The organism is Saccharopolyspora sp. 7B, assembly GCF_020177435.1.
Classification (GTDB): Bacteria; Actinomycetota; Actinomycetes; order Mycobacteriales; family Pseudonocardiaceae; genus Saccharopolyspora_C; species Saccharopolyspora_C gregorii.
In genome coordinates this window covers 17,903-36,145 of record NZ_JAIUKC010000032.1, presented here as the reverse complement: position 1 = coordinate 36,145, position 18,243 = coordinate 17,903, and the positions used below count along the sequence as shown (strand labels likewise).

Below are 18,243 nucleotides of genomic sequence, written 5' to 3'. Positions count from 1 at the left end.
GTGCTCACCCAGGTGTTGGCCGGCCTCGGCGGAGTGGGCAAGACGCAGCTGGCCGCGCAGTTCGCCGAACATCACTGGGCTGCCCAGGGGTGTATCTACTGGCGTGGATCACTGCGAGCTCCCGCGAGGCGATCGTGTCCAGCTACGCCACCGCCGCGACCAAGATCGGACTCACTCGCGGAGACGGCGATGAGGACCGTGCGAGCCAACGGTTCCTCGAATGGCTCGCGGAAACCGACCGGCCCTGGCTGATCGTGCTCGACGATCTCCACGACCCCGGCGACCTCCGTGATCTATGGCCGCCGCAACGCTTCATCGGCCGAGTCGTGGTCACCACCCACCGCCAAGACGCCAGCCTCGCCGCTCATCATCGTCACCTGATCAAAGTCGGGCTGTTCACTTCGTCCGAAGCTGTCGGCTACATCCGTGCGAAGCTCACCGACAGGCCGGAACTAGCCGAGGGGGCGGCGGAACTGGCCGATGATCTCGGTTACCTGCCCCTCGCACTGGCCCAGGCCACGGCGTACCTTCTCGACCGGAATCTCACCTGCGCCGACTACCGGCGACGCCTAGCCGACCGCCGTCGGCAACTGGCCCAGTTGCTGCCCGAAACCGGCAGCCTCCCCGATGACCACCAGGACACCGTGGCCGCTACATGGTCACTGTCCCTCGACTGGGCCAACCAGCTCAGCCCCGCGGGACTGGCCCGTCCGTTGCTGCAACTGGCGGCGGTGCTCGATCCCAACGGCATTCCAGGGGACGTCTTCACCACTGCTGCGGTGCAAGCCCACCTCGCTGACGCGTTAGAGGACCCGGGCGCTGTTGAGGCGGATCGCGTCGCCGACGCGCTGCAGAACCTCCGGAGACTCAGCCTGGCCGATATCGACCACACCGACCGCTACCGCACCGTGCGAGTCCACGCTCTCGTGCAGCGCGCCACCCGCGAGACCTTCCCCGAAGACCACAGCGCAACGCTCGCCCACGCCGCCGACGCACTGCTCGAAATCTGGCCCGAAATCGAACGCGATACCGCTCAAAGCCAGGCACTCCGCGCCAACACCGACCACCTCCACACCCACACCGTCGCCCATCTGTGGCACCCAGACGCCCATAGCGTCCTCTTCCGCGCAGGCAGCAGCCTTGGCGAAACCGGGCTTGTCGCCCACGCCGCCACCTACTTCCACCACCTCCACGATCAAACCCACCACACACTCGGCCCCGACCACCTGGACACCCTGACCACCCGCAACAACCTCGCCTCCTGGCAAGGCGAAGCAGGAGACCCGACCGGCGCAGCACACGCCTTCGAAGAACTACTCACCGACTACACCCGGATACTCGGCCCCGACCACCCGGACACCCTGGGCACCCGCAACAACCTCGCCTCCTGGCAAGGCAGAGCAGGAGACCCGACCGGCGCAGCACACGCCTTCGAAGAACTACTCACCGACTACACCCGGATACTCGGCCCCGACCACCCGGACACCCTGACCACCCGCAACAACCTCGCTTTCTGGCGAGGCGAAGCAGGAGACCCGACCGGCGCAGCACACGCCACCGAAGAACTGCCTGGCTCCTAGTCGTGTTCTTGGAGCACATGCGGCTCGGAGGTGACCGAAGACGACGGCAACTGACCGGTGGTTCATGGCTGGCCGCCCCCGGTACTCGTGTCGAACAGGCCCCGTCGTCCCGGAAACTCCGGCTTCAACGCGACCGACGGGGTCGGCAGCAGATCAGCGGCGCCCCGAAGCGCTGTAGGGTTCCGGTGGGAGTTCGAGGGGCGCTGCAGCGGGTTCGGCCTGTCACGCTCGGGTTCCTGTTTCCGGCCAAGGGCGTCTTCCGTGGTGGAGGAGACCGCTGTGGCACTGCGCTCGAACGAGATCACCTACTCCGCTCCCGAGGTCGGCGAGCACGCGGCGTTGCGGGCGATGGCCCGGGAGTCGTTCGCCGCGACGTTCGGGGCGCGGTACGACGCGGGGCCGTTCGGGGTGTTCCTCGACGAGGCTTACGGGCCCGGTGGGTCGATGGATCGGGATCTGGGGAACCCGGACGTGCGGTGGCTGGTGGCGTTCCACCGGTCGGCGCCCGTCGGGTACGCGAAGGTGACGCCGTTGCGGGCGCCCGCGGTGGACCCCGCGCCGGGCGCCGTTGAGCTGCAGCAGATCTACGTGCTCGCGGAGTGGCACGGTCGCGGGGTGGCCGTCGAGCTCATGGAGTGGGCGTTGCGGACCGCCGCCGCGCGGCGGGCTCCGGAGATCTACCTGACGGTGTTCGACCACAACGAGCGGGCGAAGCGGTTCTACCGGCGGTACGGGTTCGCGGAGGTCGGGCGCTGCACGTTCACGCTCGGCGACCGGGTCGACGACGATCGGATCTGGCGGCGCGAGCTCTGACGTCCGGGCCGGGCTGCGGGGGTAACGCACGACCGAGCGGAGCGGCCGGGGAAACGCGCCGCCGAGCCCCTTCGCGACTCCGACCCCGGCTCGACCGAGGCTCCGCCCGCTACTCCGAACCCGGCTCGACCGGGGCTCCGACCCCGGCTCGACTGAGCCGCCGCGATTCCCCCGGCGCGGCCCGGCCTCCGCCTGCGATCCCGGATCCGGCACGACCTGACCTGCACCCGCGATCCGGTGCTGCCGGGCCGGGCCCCGTTCGCCGGGGCTCGTGCCGATGGGAGGAAGGGCGGGCCGCGGACCTGCACCGAGCGTGCTCACCGATCCAATCCACGCATCACTCGATGCGAAACAAGTCTTGGACGGGATCGGTCGCTGCTCCTTACGCTCACCTGCAATCGCAGTCCGCTGTCAGCCAGGAGGAACGCACATGCCGGCCATCGCTCCCAGCGAGCTCGCCCACCGCCTCGGTTCGGGGCTGTTGTCGTTCCCGGTCACCCACTTCACCGATGATCTCGAGTTCGACGAGGCCGCGTACCGGGACAACATCGCCCGGTTGGCGAAGTACGACGTGGCGGGGTTGTTCGCGGCGGGCGGCACCGGCGAGTTCTTCTCGCTCACCCCGTCCGAGGTCGGCCGGGTCGTGCGCGCCGCCGTCCAGAGCGCCCCGGAGAGCACCCCGGTGCTGGCCCCGGCGGGGCACGGCACCGCTCAGGCGGTGGCGTTCGCCGAAGACGCGGAGGCCGCCGGGGCGGACGGCGTGCTGCTGTTCCCGCCCTACCTGACCGAGGCGTCCGCGGCGGGCCTGGTGGCGCACGTGCGCGCGGTGTGCGCGGCGACCTCGCTCGGCGTGGTGATCTACAGCCGGGCGAACGCGGTGTACACGGCGGAGGCGGTCGCGGAGCTCGCCGACAGCTGCCCGAACCTGATCGGGTTCAAGGACGGCGTGGGAGACCTGGAGAACATCACCCGCATCCACTCGCGGCTCGGCGACCGGCTCGTCTACATCGGCGGGCTACCGACCGCGGAGACGTTCGCGCTGCCCTACCTGGAGCTCGGCGTCACCACCTACAGCTCGGCGATCTTCAACTTCCTGCCGGAGTTCGCGCTGGCCTTCTACGCGGCGGTGCGCGCGGGCGACCGCCCGCGGGTGCGGCGGCTGCTCGACGAGGTCGTGCTGCCGTACACGGCGATCCGGGACCGCAGCCCGGGCTACGCGGTGAGCATCGTGAAGGCGGGCCTGGACCTGGCGGGCCACCCGGCGGGCCCGGTGCGGCCGCCGCTGACCGACCTGGACGAGCAGGAGCGCGCGCTGCTGTCCGAGGTGATCGCGGTGTCGCGCACGCTCGCCCCCTGAGCCGCGGGGCCGGGCGTCGACGCGGAACCCGGCCCTGCCCCCGCTCCGTGCACCTTCCAACGCTGTGAGGAACGCATGACTCCACCCCCGCCCCCGGAGACCGGCCGGTCCGTGCTCGACCCGCCCGGCACGGGGCGCCCCGATCAGCACGAACGGGGCGCCCCCGACGCCGCACCCGCGCGGCGCCGCCGCGGCCCGGACCGGGAGTCCGTCCTGGCCGCCGCGAAGGCCGTCGCGGGCATCGTCGGGCTGTTCGCGCTGTGGGAGATCGCCGTGCGGGTCTTCGACCCGCCGGAGTACCTGATGGTCGGCCCGCTCTCCGCGTTCGTGGAACTGGCCGAACGCCCCGGCTACTTCGCGGAGAACACGTTCATCACGGTGCAGGAGGCGCTGGCCGGGTTCGCGCTCGGCACCGCCCTGGGCGTGCTGTGCGGGGCGGCGCTGCACTACTCGACGACGGTGCGCAGCTTCCTGTACCCGGCGCTGATCGCGATCGACACGGTGCCGAAGGTGGCGCTGGCGCCGCTGTTCATCGTGTGGTTCGGCTTCGGCTTCGAGTCGAAGGCGTTCGTGGCGATGGCCATCGCGTTCTTCCCGCTGGTGATCAACACCTACGACGGGTTGCGCTCGGTGCCGCACGAGCTGCAGGAGCTGGCGCGGATCAACAAGGCCTCGCAGTGGAAGAAGATGACGAAGATCGAGTTCATCCACGCGATCCCGTCGATCCTCTCCGGCGCGAAGATCTCCATCTCGCTGGCCGTCGGCGGCGCGGTCGTCGGCGAGTTCATCGCCGGGTCGAAGGGCCTCGGCTACGTGATCATGCTGGCGAACAGCCAGATCGACCTGCCGTCGATGTTCGCCGCGTTCATCGTGCTGGCCGCGATCGCGCTGGTGCTGTTCTTCCTGGTCGACCTCGCCGGGCGCAAGCTCGTCCCGTGGAAGCAGCACACCCGATGAGGCCGCGGACGCTGCTCGCGCTGGGCTCGGTGCTGGCGCTGCTGACGCTGGTGTCCTGCGGCGCCGACACCGGGCGGGAGCGGATGTCGCTGATGCTCGACGTCAGCTGGCTGCCGAAGCACGCGCCGTTCGTGTCCGCCGTCGAACGCGGCTTCTTCGCCGCCGAGGGCATCGACCTGGAGGTCATGCCGGGCTCCGGCTCCACCAACACCGTCACCGCCGTCGACACCGGCAAGGTCGACTTCGGCTGGGCCGACTACGGCTCCTCGGTGCTCAGCCAGGGCCGGGGCGCCGAGGTCAAGCAGGTCAACCTGGTGCAGGCGCGCTCCGCCTACGCGGTCATCGCGCTCGCGGGCACCGGCATCGACGACTGGCAGGACCTCCGGGGCAAGACCGTCGCCACCGAAGCGACCGGGGCGATGACCGCGATGTGGCCGTACGCGCTGAGCAAGCTCGGCATGGCCGTCGAGGATGTGAACGTCGTGCACGCCACCGGGGCCGCGAAGATGCCCGGCCTGGTCGCCGGGCAGTGGGACGCGAACCTCGCGCTCTACGTCTCCGACCAGCCGACGCTCGACGCGCTGGACCGGGAGGCCACCGTGCTGAAGTGGTCCGACCTGGGCATCGACCTGTACGGCAACGGCATCGTGGCCTCCGACGAGAAGCTGCGCACCCACCCGGACCAGGTGAAGCGGTTCAACCGCGCGATGCAGCGGGGTTTCCTCTGGGCGTGCGACCACCCGGAGCAGGCCGCGCAGGACTTCGGCGAGGAGGTCAGCGGGTACGAGGACCGCACCGTCGTGCTCGCCATCGACGAGCAGTGCGAGCTGAACTGGGGCGCGGGCGACGCCTACGGCGAGATGGACGACGCGGGCGTCCAGCAGATGATCGACGTCGCGCGGGACTTCCTCGGGCTCAGCCCGGACTCGCACCTCACCCCCGCCGACGTCTACAGCAACGACTACCTCGAACCGCTGCACCGCGGCCAAGCGATCCCAACGCCGTGACGGAGAGCCAGATGAGCCACGAATACGCGATTTCGGTGAACGACGTCGGCAAGACCTTCCGGTCGCGGGACGGGCAGCACAACACCGTCCTGCGCGGCATGGACTTCCGCGTGCGGCCAGGGGAGTTCGTCTCCATCGTCGGCCAGTCCGGCAGCGGCAAGACGACCCTGCTCAAGACCATCTCCGGGCTCCAGGACCCCACCGAGGGCGAGATCCTGGTGAAGGGGCGCCCCATCAAGGAAGGGCTGGAGGACATCGCGATGGTGTTCCAGAGCCCGGTGCTGCTGCCCTGGCGCAACAACCTCGACAACGTGCTGCTGCCGCTGGAGTTCCGCGGCACCCGCGATCGCGCGGCCGAGGACTACGCGCGGGAGCTGCTGGAGATGGTGGGCTTGGGCGACCGCGCCACCCGCTACTCCTACGAGCTCAGCGGCGGCATGCAGCAGCGCGTCGCCATCTGCCGCGCCCTCGTGTCGCGGCCCGAGCTGCTGCTGATGGACGAACCGTTCGGCGCGCTCGACGCCATGACCCGGGACTCGATGAACTTCGAGATCCAGCGGATCTGGCGCAACACCGGGTGCAGCGTCCTGTTCGTCACGCACAGCATCCCGGAAGCGGTGTGGCTGGCCGATCGCGTCGTCGTGGTCGGCGGCAAACCGGGCCGCATCGTCGCCGACGTCGACGTCGACCTGCCGCGGCCGCGCGGCAAGGAGCACCGCTTCTCCCCCGCCTTCTCCGAGTACGCGACCGAGATCGAGTCGCACATCGGCGTCACCACCGGCATCAGCTGATCACCACCCAGGAGGAACACATGTTGCACCTCACCGCGGACGAGGCACTGGTCGAGCAGCACTACGGGCTCGACGCCCGGCGCAGCCTGCTGTTCTCCGCGATCCGCCTGGACTCGCACCCGCTGGTGAGCCCGCTGATCGCCGAGCGCGACGGCGAGCGCCACCTGCTGGTGCGCCAGCAGGAGCAGGGCAACGCGCTGTCGGCGGGCGTGCCCGCGGAGCAGATCCGCTTCTACGCCCCGTGGGTGACGATCGATCCGCGGGTCGTCGAAGGCACCCGGGTGGCGGGTTCGCTGCCGGAGCTCGTCGCCGAACTCGCCGGGGACGGGCGGGTGCACCTGGCCGCGGACGTCGTGCTGGCCCACCACCGGGCGTTCACCGCCTCCGGTGCCCTGGAGGTCACCGTCGACGCCACCACGCCGCGACCGGTGGTCGCCCACGAGGTGGACACCGCATCCGTGCTGGCCCGGTTCGCCGAATGGCGGTCCGAGGGCGCGCGGGTCGCGGAGAAGCTCATCGACGGGGTCGAGCACCTCGACGGGCTCGCCGCGGAGATCCCCGACGGCACGGACACCCGGTACGCGGCGCTGACCGAACTGGCCACCGAGCGCGCGCTGGACGCGGTGCTGCTGGCCGCCACCCCCAACCACACCGAGGTCACCGGGCACGAGCAGCCGGCCGGAGCGGTCGCCGTGTGGCTGCCCGCCGCCGGGCGCCTCCTCGTGCTCGCCCCGGAAGGCACCTCCGGGCTGCCCGGCACGCCCGTCGGCCGGTACGACTCGTTCGGGGCCGCGGTCGCCGAGCTGAGCCCCGGCCCGCGCGTCGGCGTCGAGGAGGAGTTCGTCGGCATCGGCTTCGCCCAGGAGCTGGAGCGGGCGGGCAGCGAGCTCGTCGGCGTCTCCGCGGCGCTCGGGCACTGGCGCGACGTCCGGGACCACGAGGACCTCGCGTTCCAGATCATCGCCGCGCGGACCAGCGTGTTCGCCATCGAAGCCGCGCTGGCCTGGGCGGAGCGGGGCATCGAGGAGGGCCGCGAGTTCACCGAGCTCGACATCTACGCCGTCTACCTCGACAAGATCGTCGAGTTCCGCACCGAGCGCGACATCCCGTTCGGCATCGAGCCGTACTTCACCAACCTGCACTCGTCGAACCGGATGCTGTTCCCGGGGCCGCCGGTGGACTTCCCGATCAACCGGGACACCACCTGCATCCAGCTCGACGCGGGCGTGCGGATCGTGGCGGGCGGCGTCACCGTCGCCACCTCCGACATGGCCCGTTCGCTGCCGCGCACCGCGGGCGCGAAGGAGGCGTACGCGTTCTTCTTCGACGTGGTGCGCGAGGGCATCATCGGGCAGCTGCGCCCCGGCGTGGTGTGCCAGGACGTGCACGAGGGCACGTTGGAGTACTTGGCGCCGCACCTGGACCGGATGCGCGAGATCGGCGTGCTCGGCACCGAGGTCGACTTCAACACCGAGTACCGCAAGCGCAACGTCGGGCACCTGATGGGCAAGCAGGAATCGTTCGCGAACGAGCTGCGCCCCGGCTACGAGCACGTGCTGCGGGTCGGTTCGTTCGGCGCCGCCGAGATCCCGTGGCGGTACGACGACGTGGCCATCGGCACCGAAGACCTCTGGTACATCGGCGCGGACCGGACCTACGTGGTGAGCAAGTGGTGAGCGCCGTCCGCAGCAGGCTCGCCGAGCTGTCCCTGGAACTGCCGGTGCTCGGCCCGCCGAAGTACGCCTACGAACCGGCAGTGCTGTCCGGGGAACTGCTGCACGTGTCCGGGCAGATCTCCCGCACCGCCGCCGGCGAGGTCCTCGGCGGGCGGCTCGGCGCGGACGCCGACGTGGCCGCCGGGGTGGCCGCCGCTCGGGTCAGCGCGCTGAACCTGCTGGCGCGGGTCGACGACGCGGTGGGGCTGGAGAACGTGGTGCGGGTGCTCAAGCTGAACGCGTGGGTGAACAGCACCCCGGACGCGATCCAGCAGCCCGAGGTGGTCGACGGCGCCTCCCGGCTGCTGATCGACGTGCTCGGCGACGCGGGCAGGCACGCCCGCACCGCCCTGCCCGCACCGACGCTCCCGCAAGGGGCGCTGGTCGAACTCGACGCGGTCATCACCGTCCGCTCCTGATCGCCCGATCCACACCCGAGGTCCGGTTCGGGAGGCGGAATCCCGCCCCTGGGCCGGACCTCGGCGCGTCCGTCCACGATGGACACCCGATCCGCCGGACGCGGGTCCGCGTTCAGTCCTCCGCTGCCGGGGCCGGGGCCGGGTGCGCCGCCCGGCGTCGCCCGGTGACGAGCCGCGGGCGGGTTCCGGGCGTCGGGGCGGTGAGCACGACGAGGCAGCCGAGGACGAGGGCGATGCCGACCCAGCCCGCGGCGGGCAGCCGTTCCCCGACGACGAGCACGGCGAGCACCGCGGCGACCGCCGGTTCCAGCAGCGACAGCGTGGTCGCGGTGCTCGCGGCGATGTGCCCGAGCCCCCAGCCGAACAGCAGGTAACCCAGGAACATCGGCACCAGCGCCAGGTAGACCCCGACCGCCGCGTTCGTCGCCGACGCGAGCAACGGCGCCCCGGTCGCGACCAGCACCGGCAGCAGCAGCACCCCGCCGAGCCCGAAGATGCCGCCCATCGCCACCGCGGACGAGACACCGCCGCTGATCAGCCGGTGCGCGGCCCACGAGTACGTCGCGTAGGTGCCCCCGGCCACCAGGCCGAGGACCACGCCCAGCGCGCTCCCCCACCCGGGCGCGACCGCGGCCGCGCCGCCTTCGGCGGCACACAGCAGCACCGTCCCGGACAACCCGAGCCCCGCGCCGAGCAGCCAGCGGCGGCTCAGCCGCCGCCCGTCGACCACGCGCTCGACCAGCGCGGACGCCAGCGGCGCCGACCCGATCGACACCACGGTGCCCGCGGCGACCCCGGCCAGGTGCATCGAGCTGTAGAACGCCAGCGGGTAGACGGCGACCGCCACCGCGCCCAGCAGCACCGGTCCCGGCCGGGCGCGCAGCAGCCGGGCCCCGCGCACCAGGCGCGGGCCGGCGACCAGTGCTTGCAGCAGGCCGCCGGTGCCCATCGCGACGGCCCCGATCGCCAGCGGCCCCACGTCGGGTGCGAAGCTCGCCGCGGTCCCGGTGGTCGCCCACAGCACCGAGGCGAGCAGCACGGCCACCACTCCGAGCGAGCTGCCGTTGCGGCTCACAGCCGGCCCACCAGGTCCGCCGCCATCGTCCGCGCGTGCCGCAGCCGTTCCCCGTCGCCTTCGAGCCCGGCGCGGGCCATCGCACCTTCGAGCAGGAACGCCAGGTGTTCGGCGGCGGCGCGCGCGTCCTCGGGCCGGTCGGGCAGCTGCTCGCCGAGGGCGTCGGAGAGCAGCGACTCGACCTCTTCCTTGTGCCTGCGCACCACCGCCCGGCCGTCGTGCCCGGCGGGCAGCTCGGCGGCCGCGTTGAGCAGCCCGCAGCCGCGGAACCCGTGCTCGTGGGCGAGTTCCGCGTGGTCCGCGTACGCGTCGAAGACGGCGAGCACCCGGCCGCGCGCGTCCGCGGCCCGCGCCAGCCGCCGCCGGTGCAACTCCCGCCACTCCTCGTGCCGCGCTTCGAGGTAGGCGCGCACCAGGTCCGCCTTGGAGGAGAAGTTGTTGTACAGGCTCATCTTCGCGACACCGGCTTCGGTGGTGATCGCGTCGATCCCCGTCGCGGACACCCCGTCCCGGTAGAAGCGGCGCGCCGCCGCCGCGAGCAACCGCTCGCGCGCGCTCTGCCGAGCACCCGCATCGACCACCGCAACCTCCTCGCCACCGCGACTGGGTAGACCAGTCTACCTAGCCAGCTGCCGAGGACCAGCTCGCCCCGGACGGCCGAGCACTCGACCGGACGACCTCGCGACGACCCGGACGATCGGCGATCAGCACAGGTCGTAGCGCGGGATGGTGCCGAGCAGGTGGGTCAGGTCGGTGCCGGGCGCGAGGTCCCGCGCCGGGGCGCGGCGGGTGAACAGCCGGGCCGCGTCGGCGCCGCCCAGCTCGGCGCGGCGACCGCGGACCCGCAGCCAGGCTCCTTCCCGCAGGGCGAGCACCGGTACGTCGTTGTGCTCCAGGAACTCGGCGAGGCGCTCGTCGCGGCTCTCGCCGCGGTGCGTGCTCGCCGGGTCCGGCGGCAGGTAGTGCGGGTTGATCTGGAACGGCACCAGGCCGAGCGCGGCGAACGAGGCCGGTTGCACGATCGGCATGTCGTTGCTGGTGCGCAGGCTCGGGCAGGCCAGGTTGGTGCCCGCGCTGGAACCCAGGTACGGCACGCCCGCCAGCACGGCGCGGCGCAGCGCGCGGACTAGGCCCTGCCGCTGCAAGGTCGCGAGCAGCCGGAACGTGTTGCCCCCACCCAGGAACACGGCTTCCGCCGACGCGATGGCGCGCACCGGATCGGTGGCGCGGTGCAGGCCGTCGACCTTGATCCCGGCGGAGCTGAGCACCGAGTGCGCGATGCGTGCGTAGTCGTCGAAGTCGCGGCGGGCGTAGGGGATGAACAGCATCCGCTCCCGGCCGGCCATCAGCTCCGCGATCGCGGGCAGTGCGTGCCCGAGGAAGCCCGGCGACCCGTGCACCCGTGAGCTCGACAGCAGGAGCAGCTGCACCACGGCATTCCCTCCCCGCACCCGTGAACCGGAGCGAACCCTACCGCCGCCGCTGGAACCGGTGGGGCGGGACGGGCAGGATGACCGGCATGGCCGGAGACGAGGACGTGACGATCATCGGCGGCGGCATCGTGGGCCTGGCCACGGCGCGGGCGCTGGTCCGCGGGGGCGCGGCCGGGCGGATCGTGGTGCTGGAGAAGGAGCCGGCCGTGGGCGCGCACCAGAGCGGCCACAACTCCGGCGTGCTCCACAGTGGACTGTACTACCCGCCGGGCAGCGCGAAGGCGCGGTTCGCCCGCACGGGAGCGGAAGCGATGCACCGGTTCTGCGCCGAGCACGGGGTTCCGGTGCGGCGCACCGGCAAGCTCGTCGTGGCCACCCGGCCGGAGCAGCTGCCGCGGCTGGCCGAGCTCGCCCGCCGCGGCACCGCCAACGGCGTTCGCCTGTCCGAAGTGGATGGTTCGGCGATCGCCGAGCGGGAACCGCAGGTGCGCGGGCTGCGCGCGCTGCTGGTGCCGGACGCGGGGATCACCGACTTCGGCGCCGTCTGCGCGGCGCTGGCCGCGGACCTCGCCGCCGACGGCGTCGAGGTCCGGGCCGGCTGCGAGCTGCGCTCGGTGCGCCGCGACGGCGACCGGCTCGTGCTGGGCACCAAGACCGGCGAGGTGCGCACCCGGTTCGCGGTGAATTGCGCCGGGCTGCACAGCGACACCGTGGCGGAGCTCGCGGGCACCCGGCCGGCCGCGCGGATCCTGCCGTTCCGCGGCGAGTACTACGAGGCCGCGCCGGGGCGCCGCGACCTGGTGCGCGCGCTGGTCTACCCGGTGCCGGACCCGGCGTTCCCGTTCCTCGGCGTGCACTTCACGCGGATGGCCGACGGCGGGCTGCACGTGGGGCCGAACGCGGTTCCGGCGCTGGCCCGCGAGGGCTACGACTGGCGGACCTGGTCGGCACCGCACCTGCGGCGGCTGCTGCGCGATCCGGCGTTGCGGGCGCTGGCGAAGCGCTACTGGCGGACCGGTGCGGCGGAGATCGCGCGCTCGGCGGTGAAACCGCTGTTCGTGCGGGCCGCGCGGGAGCTGCTGCCGGGGTTGCGCGGGACGGACCTGGTGCCCGCGCCCGCGGGGGTGCGGGCGCAGGCGGTCCGCCCGGACGGCACCCTCGTCGACGACTTCCTGGTGCACGAGGACGACCGCTGGGTGCACGTGCTCAACGCGCCCTCCCCCGCGGCGACCGCGTCGCTGCGCATCGGCGAGGACATCGCGGACCGGGTCGGCGCCAAGCTCGCCTAGGCCCGGCCCGCCGGACGCGTGCGGATCAGTAGTAGCCGCGGTCCCGGTAGTCGCGGTACTCGCGGTACTCGCGCTCCCGGTTCTCCGCGGCGTTGATGCTGATCCGGCGCACCACGCCGTGCAGCACGCTGCTGACGATCGTCACGACCAGCGCGCCCCAGAACGCGGCCCAGAACCCGTCCACGTGGAACGGCATGTTCAGCTCGCCCGCCACGTACCCGGCGAGCCAGAACAGCAGCGCGTTCACCACCAGTCCGAACAGCCCGAGCGTGACCAGGTACAGCAGGCAGCCGAACGTCTTCGCGATCGGCTTCAGCACCGCGTTGATCACGCCGACCACGACCGCGACCACCAGCAGGGTGACGATCTTCGTTCCGGCGTCCGTGCTCGCGTCGCCGAGCTCGATGCCGGGCAGCGCGGTCGTCGCCCACACGGCGACCGCGGTGATCAGGATGTGCAGCAGGACCGTCACGAAGTGGCCTCCCGAGTTCGCCGTGGAGCCTTGCACGCTACCGTTCCGGCCCCGCCCGGGAACCGCCCACCGCGAGACGCGGGGATGCACCTGTTCAGGCGAACATCTCGTCGGTCAACCGGCGGATCGCCTCGGCGCGGGTGCACTGCCCGGCCCGCTCGTAGGCCTCGACGAAGCGGAAGACGAGCCCTTCGCGCAGCCCCCACGGGCACAGGTCGATCTCGTCGACGCCGAGGGCGCGCAGCAGCGAATCAGCGGTGATCGCGCCGGCGAGGATGCGCCGCGCCCTGCTGCGGGAGACGCCGGGGAGCTTGGCGCGCTCGGCCTGGCCGAGTTCGGCGAGCTGCGGGATCCACCGGGTCAGGTTCGTGCGCGCCAGGGTGTCCGGGTGCCGCACCAGCCGCTTCGACGAGCTCGCGGCGAGCACCGCCAGCTGCCGCAGCACCTTCGACTGGCCGACGGGCTGGCCGAGCCTGCGCCCGCGGAACGGGGCCAGCTCGACCGGGGCGACCGCTTCGACGGCCGCGTACAGGGCGGCGACCTGCTCCGGCGGCGGCGGGTCGGCGGGCAGGTGTTCGCGGGTGAGCCGGGCGGCACCCAGCGGCATCGACACCACTTCGTCCGGGTAGGGACCGGATCCGGTGGCGACCTCGGCGGTGCCGCCACCGATGTCGATGGTGGTCAGCGGGGTGTCCTCGCGGCCGTGCCAGCGACGGGCCGCGTGGTAGCAGAGCGCGGCTTCGGCGTGCGGGGTCATCGAGCCGATGCGGGTGCCCGCGGCGTCGGCGAGGCGGGCGCGCAGCTCGGTGCCGTTGGTGGCGTCGCGCACCGCGGCGGTGCCGAACGCGACGAGCGGTCCGCGCAGGTCGGTGCCGACGGCGCGCACGCAGCCCGCGACGGCGCGAGCGGCCTGCTCGATGCCCTCCTCGGTCACCGAGCCATCGGCGAGGGTGTTCTCGCCGAGGCGGGTGCGCTCCTTGTGGCTCCAGGAGGCGCGGGGCAGCCTGCCGCGGTCGAGGTCGACCAGTTCCAGCCGCGCCGCGGTGGAACCGATGTCGAGGAGTCCGAGCTTCATACCACCCTCACGTGTAGTCCGGACGGGCCTTCGAGGCGTAGGACGTACCTCCAGGAGCAGCAGCGCAGAACCATCGGCATGGCCGAATCATGCCGTATGCACAGGTTTTGTTCATCGCCCGTTCGGACTTTCTTGATCCGTAATTGATGTCACTGGTACATGAGCACTTCCGATGTCACACCAGGTGGTGTTACAAAGGAGTCACCCCTGACCGCTACCAAGCGGTAACCTCGGGGCGACCAGGTGCTGCGGCTGGAACGCGAGGTGCGCCCACCCGGCAACGTCAGCGACGGAGAGGACCACCATGCGCATCGGGATGCCGCTGAACTACAGCGGAGGCTTCAAGGAGACCGTCGACGAACTGGCCACCTACGAGAAGGCCGGACTCGACATCGTCTACGTAGCCGAAGCCTACTCGTTCGACGCGGTCAGCCAGATGGGCTTCATCGCCGCCCGCACCGAACGGCTCCAGATCGCCTCCGGGATCCTGCAGATCTACACCCGCACGCCCACCCTCACCGCGATGACCGCGGCCGGGCTGGACTTCGTCTCGGACGGCCGGTTCACCCTGGGCATCGGCGCCTCCGGGCCGCAGGTCATCGAAGGCTTCCACGGCGTGCCCTACGACGCGCCGCTGGGCCGCACCCGCGAACTGGTCGACATCTGCCGCCAGGTGTGGCGCCGCGAACGCGTGCAGCACGACGGCAAGCACTACCAGATCCCGCTGCCCGAAGGCCAGGGCACCGGGCTGGGCAAGCCGCTGAAGCTCATCAACCACCCGGTGCGCCCGAACATCCCGATCATGGTCGCGGCGATCGGCCCGAAGAACGTCGCGATGGTCGCCGAGATCGCCGAGGCGTGGGAACCGATCTTCTACGTCCCCGAGAAGGCCCACGAGGTCTGGGGCGAATCGCTGGCCGCCGGCAAGGCCAAGCGCGACCCCGAGCTCGGCGAGCTCGACGTCGTCGGCCAGGCCCCGCTGGCCATCGGCGACGACGTGGACGCGCTCGTCGACTCGATGCGCCCGATGCTCGCCCTCTACATCGGCGGCATGGGCGCCAAGGGCAAGAACTTCTACAACGACCTCGCCCGCCGCTACGGCTACGAGGCCGAGGCCGAGGAGATCCAGGACCTCTACCTGGACGGCAAGAAGGACGAGGCCGCGGCGAAGGTGCCGGACGAGCTGGTCGCCGCCAGCACCCTCATCGGCTCCGAGGGCCACGTGCGGGAACGCCTCGCCGCGTTCAAGGAGTCCGGCGTGACCACGATGAACGTGACGCCGCTCGCCGGGTCCTTCGAGGAGCGCACCAAGCTGATCGAGCAGATCCGCGGCATCGCCGACGACCTCTGATCCGCCCCGCGGCCGGGCGCGCCCGCCCGGCCGCGGCCCGGTCAGCCGTTGAGCACCCGCACCGGCGCCCCGTCCAGGAAGGCGCGCACGTCGGCCACCGTCTCGGCGTAGAACGTCCGGTAGGTGCCCTCGGTCACGTAGCCGACGTGCGGGGTGAGCACGGTGCGCGGCGTGGTCCGCCACGGGTCGCCTGCGGGCAGCGGCTCGGTCCCGTAGACGTCGAGGCCCGCCCCGGCGAGCCGTCCCGCGTGCAGCGCCTCGCGCAGCGCCACCTCGTCCACGATCGGCCCGCGCGAGGTGTTCACCAGGTACGCGGTGGGCCGCATCAGCGCCAGCTCCGCCGCGCCGACCAGCCCGCGGGTGCGCTCGCTGAGCACCGTGTGCACGGTGAGCACGTCGGAGCCGCGGAACAGCTCCTCCTTCTCCACCCGGCGCGCCCCGGCCTCCGCGGCGGCCTCCGCGGTGAGGTTCCGGCTCCAGGCGATGACGTCCATGCCGAACGCGGCACCGACCTTCGCGACCTGGCTGCCGAGCCTGCCCAGCCCGAGCACGCCCAGCGTGCGCCCGGCCAGCTCGAACCCGACGCCGCGCTGCCAGCCGCCGTCCCGGATCGCGCGGTCCTGCTCCGGGATCTGCCGGGTGACCGCGATGATCAGACCCCAGGTGAGCTCCGCCGTCGGTCCCCACGCCCGGTCCGGCGCGGCACCGCTGCCCGTCCCGCACACGGTGATGCCGAGCTCAGTGGCCGCGTCCAGGTCGATCGACGCGTTCCGCATGCCGGTGGTGACCAGCAGCTTCAGCTGCGGCAGCGCGGCCAGCACCTCCCGCGGGAACGGGGTCCGCTCCCGCATCGCGGCGATCACGTCGAACGGGGCGAGCCGCCGCAGCAGCTCCGCGCGGTCGGCGGGGGTGTCGTGGAAGAACTCGACCTGCGCGGGCAGCGAGTCCCAGTCCGCGTAGTCCCGCGCGACCTCCTGGTAGTCATCGAGCACCGCGATGCGCATGCACTCCTCCTTCGACGGCGTCCGGCGCGATCGTAGTGCGGCCGCCCGGCGGGGTGATCGACCCGCGGGGCGGGGCGCGCGACCTGACAACGCGCGGTGCGGACAGGCAGACTGCCGACGTGACTCGATCCAGACTGCTGCACCTGCTGCCGTTGAGCGCGTTCCACGCGGCCGCGGACCACATCGGCTCCCCCTCGCTGGAGACCGACGGGTTCGTGCACTGCTCGCCGGACATGGCCACGGCGCTGGCGGTCGCCAACGCGCTGTACGCGGACGCGGACGAGCAGCTGGTGGCGCTGGAACTCGATCCGCGGCGGCTGTCCGCTCCGGTGCGCTGGGAGGCGGCGGCACCGCACCCGCCGGCCGGGGTCGCCGCCGACGTGCTGTTCCCGCACGTCTACGGCTCGCTGGAGCGCTCGGCGGTGATCGGCCTGCACTACGCGCGGCGCGACGTGCGCGGCCGGTTCGCGGCGCTGGAGACGCGCAGCCGCACCGCGGAGGAGCTGAACCTGCTGCCGCACCCGGAGGGCGGCTGGTTCCGGCGGACCTGGACCAGCGACGTCGAGGTGACGCCCGACGAGCGGGGCACCCGGCCGACCGCGACGGCGATCTACTACCTGCTCTCCGCCGGGCACACCTCGGAGTGGCACCGGATCGGTTCGGCCGAGCTGTGGCTGTGGCACCGGGGCGGCCCGCTGACGCTGGTGCTGGGCGGGGACGGCGACGCGCCCGCCGAGCAGCCGCGCAACCACGTGCTGGGCGCGGGTGCCGGGCAGGACCCTCAGGTCCTGGTGCCCGCCGGGACGTGGCAGCGGGCGGTGGCCTCGGCGACGGTGGAGTCGCTGGCGACCTGCGTCGTCTCGCCCGGGTTCGACTTCGCGGACTTCAGCACGCCCGGCTGAGGCTCGGCGGCGGCCTGCGCGGGCACCCGCTGCTCCGGTTCGGGCCGCAGCACGGCGACCCGTTCGGGCGTGGTCTCGGCGGGCTCCGGTTCGACGCCGAGCCGGCGGTCGGGCACCGGACGCGGTCGTCCCCCGAGCAGGCGTTCCTCGAACCAGCACAGGGCGATCAGCGATCCGATGATCGTTCCGATGGCCACCGAAGCCACCAGCGCGAAGACCGCCAACGTGTTCAGCACCGACCTCACCCCCGAGAGAAACGCGTGCACGGCACCGGGTTCCCGTCCGGCGCGCGCCGGCGACGAGGACCTCGCCGGAATTCACCGTAGGGCGGGGCCCCGAACGGTGCCGGACGCCGGACCGGGTGCCCTCCGATCGAGGGAATTCAGTGCCGGGGAGGTGTCGGGCGCGCCCCTGTCCCGAGCGATCAGACGAACGTGGCGAACGCCCTTGATCAGGCAATTCGACCATAGGCGGCGCTACTATCGGGTGAAGGTGCGCGCCCCGCGGTGCCGCGGCGACCCGTAGTCACCGCTTCCACCCGAAGTCGTGATCGTTGCGCGGTTCGGGACAACGGGAACCGGGTGGCGCGCGTGCGCACAGTGGTCGCCACGATCGGACAGCAACGCGTCGGGAGGTAACGGTGAAGGGCTACGCGGTGCACCTGCTCTTCCACGCGCTCGCCGTGCTCTGCGGCGCGGCGCTGGGGATCGCCGGCACGTTGTGGTGGGTCGGCGGCGCCCCGCCGGTGCTGTGGGCGGCGCTGGCCGCGCTGGTGCTCGGCGTCGTGGTGCTGGTGGTGCAGGGCCGCCAGCTCGCCGCCGAGCCCCGCACGGCCCGCCGCCCCGCGCCGGAACCCCGGCCGCGGCAGGGCACCCGGCCGGAGCTGGCGGCGACGGCCGTTCGCGACCCCGACGACCGCTGGCGCGGCTGACCCGGCACCGTTCCGCACGAGGTGCCGGCCCGACCGACCGCGGAGCCGGCGGGCCGCCCACCCGCGCGGTGG

General features: G+C 72.4%; 18 protein-coding genes. 12 read left to right on the top strand and 6 right to left on the bottom strand.

All coding sequences use genetic code 11. The features are described 5' to 3' along the window. The first annotated feature begins 134 nt into the window (after positions 1-134). The 8 genes from LCD33_RS06775 (at position 135) to LCD33_RS06740 (ending at position 8,639) form a co-directional block, all read left to right on the top strand. Complete coding sequence (locus LCD33_RS06775) at positions 135-1,580, top strand: tetratricopeptide repeat protein (RefSeq protein WP_224977626.1); 1,446 nt, start codon at positions 135-137, stop codon at positions 1,578-1,580. Positions 1,581-1,859: 279 nt separating this feature from the next. Next, complete coding sequence (locus LCD33_RS06770) at positions 1,860-2,393, top strand: GNAT family N-acetyltransferase (protein ID WP_224956246.1); 534 nt, start codon at positions 1,860-1,862, stop codon at positions 2,391-2,393. 430 nt (positions 2,394-2,823) lie between these two features. Continuing rightward, positions 2,824-3,750 (top strand): 5-dehydro-4-deoxyglucarate dehydratase, encoded by a 927-nt coding sequence (gene kdgD / locus LCD33_RS06765; protein WP_224956247.1) that lies wholly within the window; start codon positions 2,824-2,826, stop codon positions 3,748-3,750. Between the two features lie 75 nt (positions 3,751-3,825). Beyond that, positions 3,826-4,707, top strand: a complete 882-nt coding sequence (locus tag LCD33_RS06760) for an ABC transporter permease (RefSeq protein ID WP_224966845.1) — start codon at positions 3,826-3,828, stop codon at positions 4,705-4,707. Beyond that, positions 4,704-5,714: an ABC transporter substrate-binding protein gene (locus LCD33_RS06755; protein WP_224956249.1), complete on the top strand. Its 1,011-nt coding sequence runs from the start codon at positions 4,704-4,706 to the stop codon at positions 5,712-5,714. The genes LCD33_RS06760 and LCD33_RS06755 overlap by 4 nt, the downstream gene beginning before the upstream one ends. 11 nt (positions 5,715-5,725) lie before the next feature. Further along, a complete protein-coding gene (locus tag LCD33_RS06750; RefSeq protein WP_224956250.1) occupies positions 5,726-6,505 on the top strand; it encodes an ABC transporter ATP-binding protein in 780 nt (259 codons plus the stop codon). Between the two features lie 20 nt (positions 6,506-6,525). Beyond that, a complete protein-coding gene (locus tag LCD33_RS06745; RefSeq protein ID WP_224956251.1) occupies positions 6,526-8,181 on the top strand; it encodes a M24 family metallopeptidase in 1,656 nt (551 codons plus the stop codon). Then, the gene (locus tag LCD33_RS06740; RefSeq protein WP_224956252.1) at positions 8,178-8,639 is read left to right on the top strand and encodes a RidA family protein; all 462 of its coding nucleotides are present in this window, start codon (positions 8,178-8,180) and stop codon (positions 8,637-8,639) included. Before LCD33_RS06745 ends, LCD33_RS06740 begins: the two co-directional genes overlap by 4 nt. Positions 8,640-8,751: 112 nt before the next feature. On the opposite strand, the gene LCD33_RS29330 is transcribed toward LCD33_RS06740, so the two are convergent. The 3 genes from LCD33_RS29330 to pepE form a co-directional block, all read right to left on the bottom strand. Then, a complete protein-coding gene (locus LCD33_RS29330; protein ID WP_224956253.1) occupies positions 8,752-9,714 on the bottom strand; it encodes a DMT family transporter in 963 nt (320 codons plus the stop codon). Beyond that, positions 9,711-10,295, bottom strand: coding sequence for a TetR/AcrR family transcriptional regulator (locus tag LCD33_RS06730; RefSeq protein ID WP_224966846.1), 585 nt, complete (start codon positions 10,293-10,295; stop codon positions 9,711-9,713). The genes LCD33_RS29330 and LCD33_RS06730 overlap by 4 nt, the downstream gene beginning before the upstream one ends. Before the next feature lie 123 nt (positions 10,296-10,418). After that, complete coding sequence (gene pepE, locus LCD33_RS06725; protein ID WP_308011234.1) at positions 10,419-11,147, bottom strand: dipeptidase PepE; 729 nt, start codon at positions 11,145-11,147, stop codon at positions 10,419-10,421. A gap of 86 nt (positions 11,148-11,233) precedes the next feature. Here pepE and lhgO point away from each other — a divergent pair, with 86 nt between their 5' ends. Continuing rightward, entirely contained in the window at positions 11,234-12,436 is a 1,203-nt protein-coding gene (gene lhgO, locus LCD33_RS06720) for an L-2-hydroxyglutarate oxidase (RefSeq protein ID WP_224977625.1), read from the top strand. 25 nt (positions 12,437-12,461) lie between these two features. Here lhgO and LCD33_RS06715 read toward each other — a convergent pair whose 3' ends face one another. After that, positions 12,462-12,908 (bottom strand): phage holin family protein, encoded by a 447-nt coding sequence (locus tag LCD33_RS06715; protein ID WP_224966848.1) that lies wholly within the window; start codon positions 12,906-12,908, stop codon positions 12,462-12,464. Between the two features lie 94 nt (positions 12,909-13,002). Next, complete coding sequence (locus tag LCD33_RS06710) at positions 13,003-13,983, bottom strand: Ppx/GppA phosphatase family protein (protein ID WP_224956257.1); 981 nt, start codon at positions 13,981-13,983, stop codon at positions 13,003-13,005. A gap of 304 nt (positions 13,984-14,287) precedes the next feature. Here LCD33_RS06710 and LCD33_RS06705 point away from each other — a divergent pair, with 304 nt between their 5' ends. Beyond that, entirely contained in the window at positions 14,288-15,334 is a 1,047-nt protein-coding gene (locus LCD33_RS06705) for an LLM class F420-dependent oxidoreductase (RefSeq protein WP_224956258.1), read from the top strand. Between the two features lie 41 nt (positions 15,335-15,375). Here the strand turns inward: LCD33_RS06705 and LCD33_RS06700 are convergent, their stop codons facing one another. Then, on the bottom strand, positions 15,376-16,338 hold the full coding sequence (locus LCD33_RS06700) for a D-2-hydroxyacid dehydrogenase family protein (RefSeq protein WP_224956259.1): 963 nt from the start codon (positions 16,336-16,338) through the stop codon (positions 15,376-15,378). A 119-nt stretch (positions 16,339-16,457) separates the two neighbouring features. On the opposite strand from LCD33_RS06700, the gene LCD33_RS06695 reads away from it, so the two are divergent. Further along, positions 16,458-17,240 carry a cupin domain-containing protein gene (locus LCD33_RS06695; protein ID WP_224956260.1) on the top strand — a complete coding sequence of 261 codons (783 nt, stop codon included), beginning with the start codon at positions 16,458-16,460 and terminating at the stop codon, positions 17,238-17,240. Between the two features lie 640 nt (positions 17,241-17,880). After that, complete coding sequence (locus LCD33_RS06690; protein ID WP_224977624.1) at positions 17,881-18,171, top strand: hypothetical protein; 291 nt, start codon at positions 17,881-17,883, stop codon at positions 18,169-18,171. The last annotated feature ends 72 nt before the right edge of the window (positions 18,172-18,243 follow it).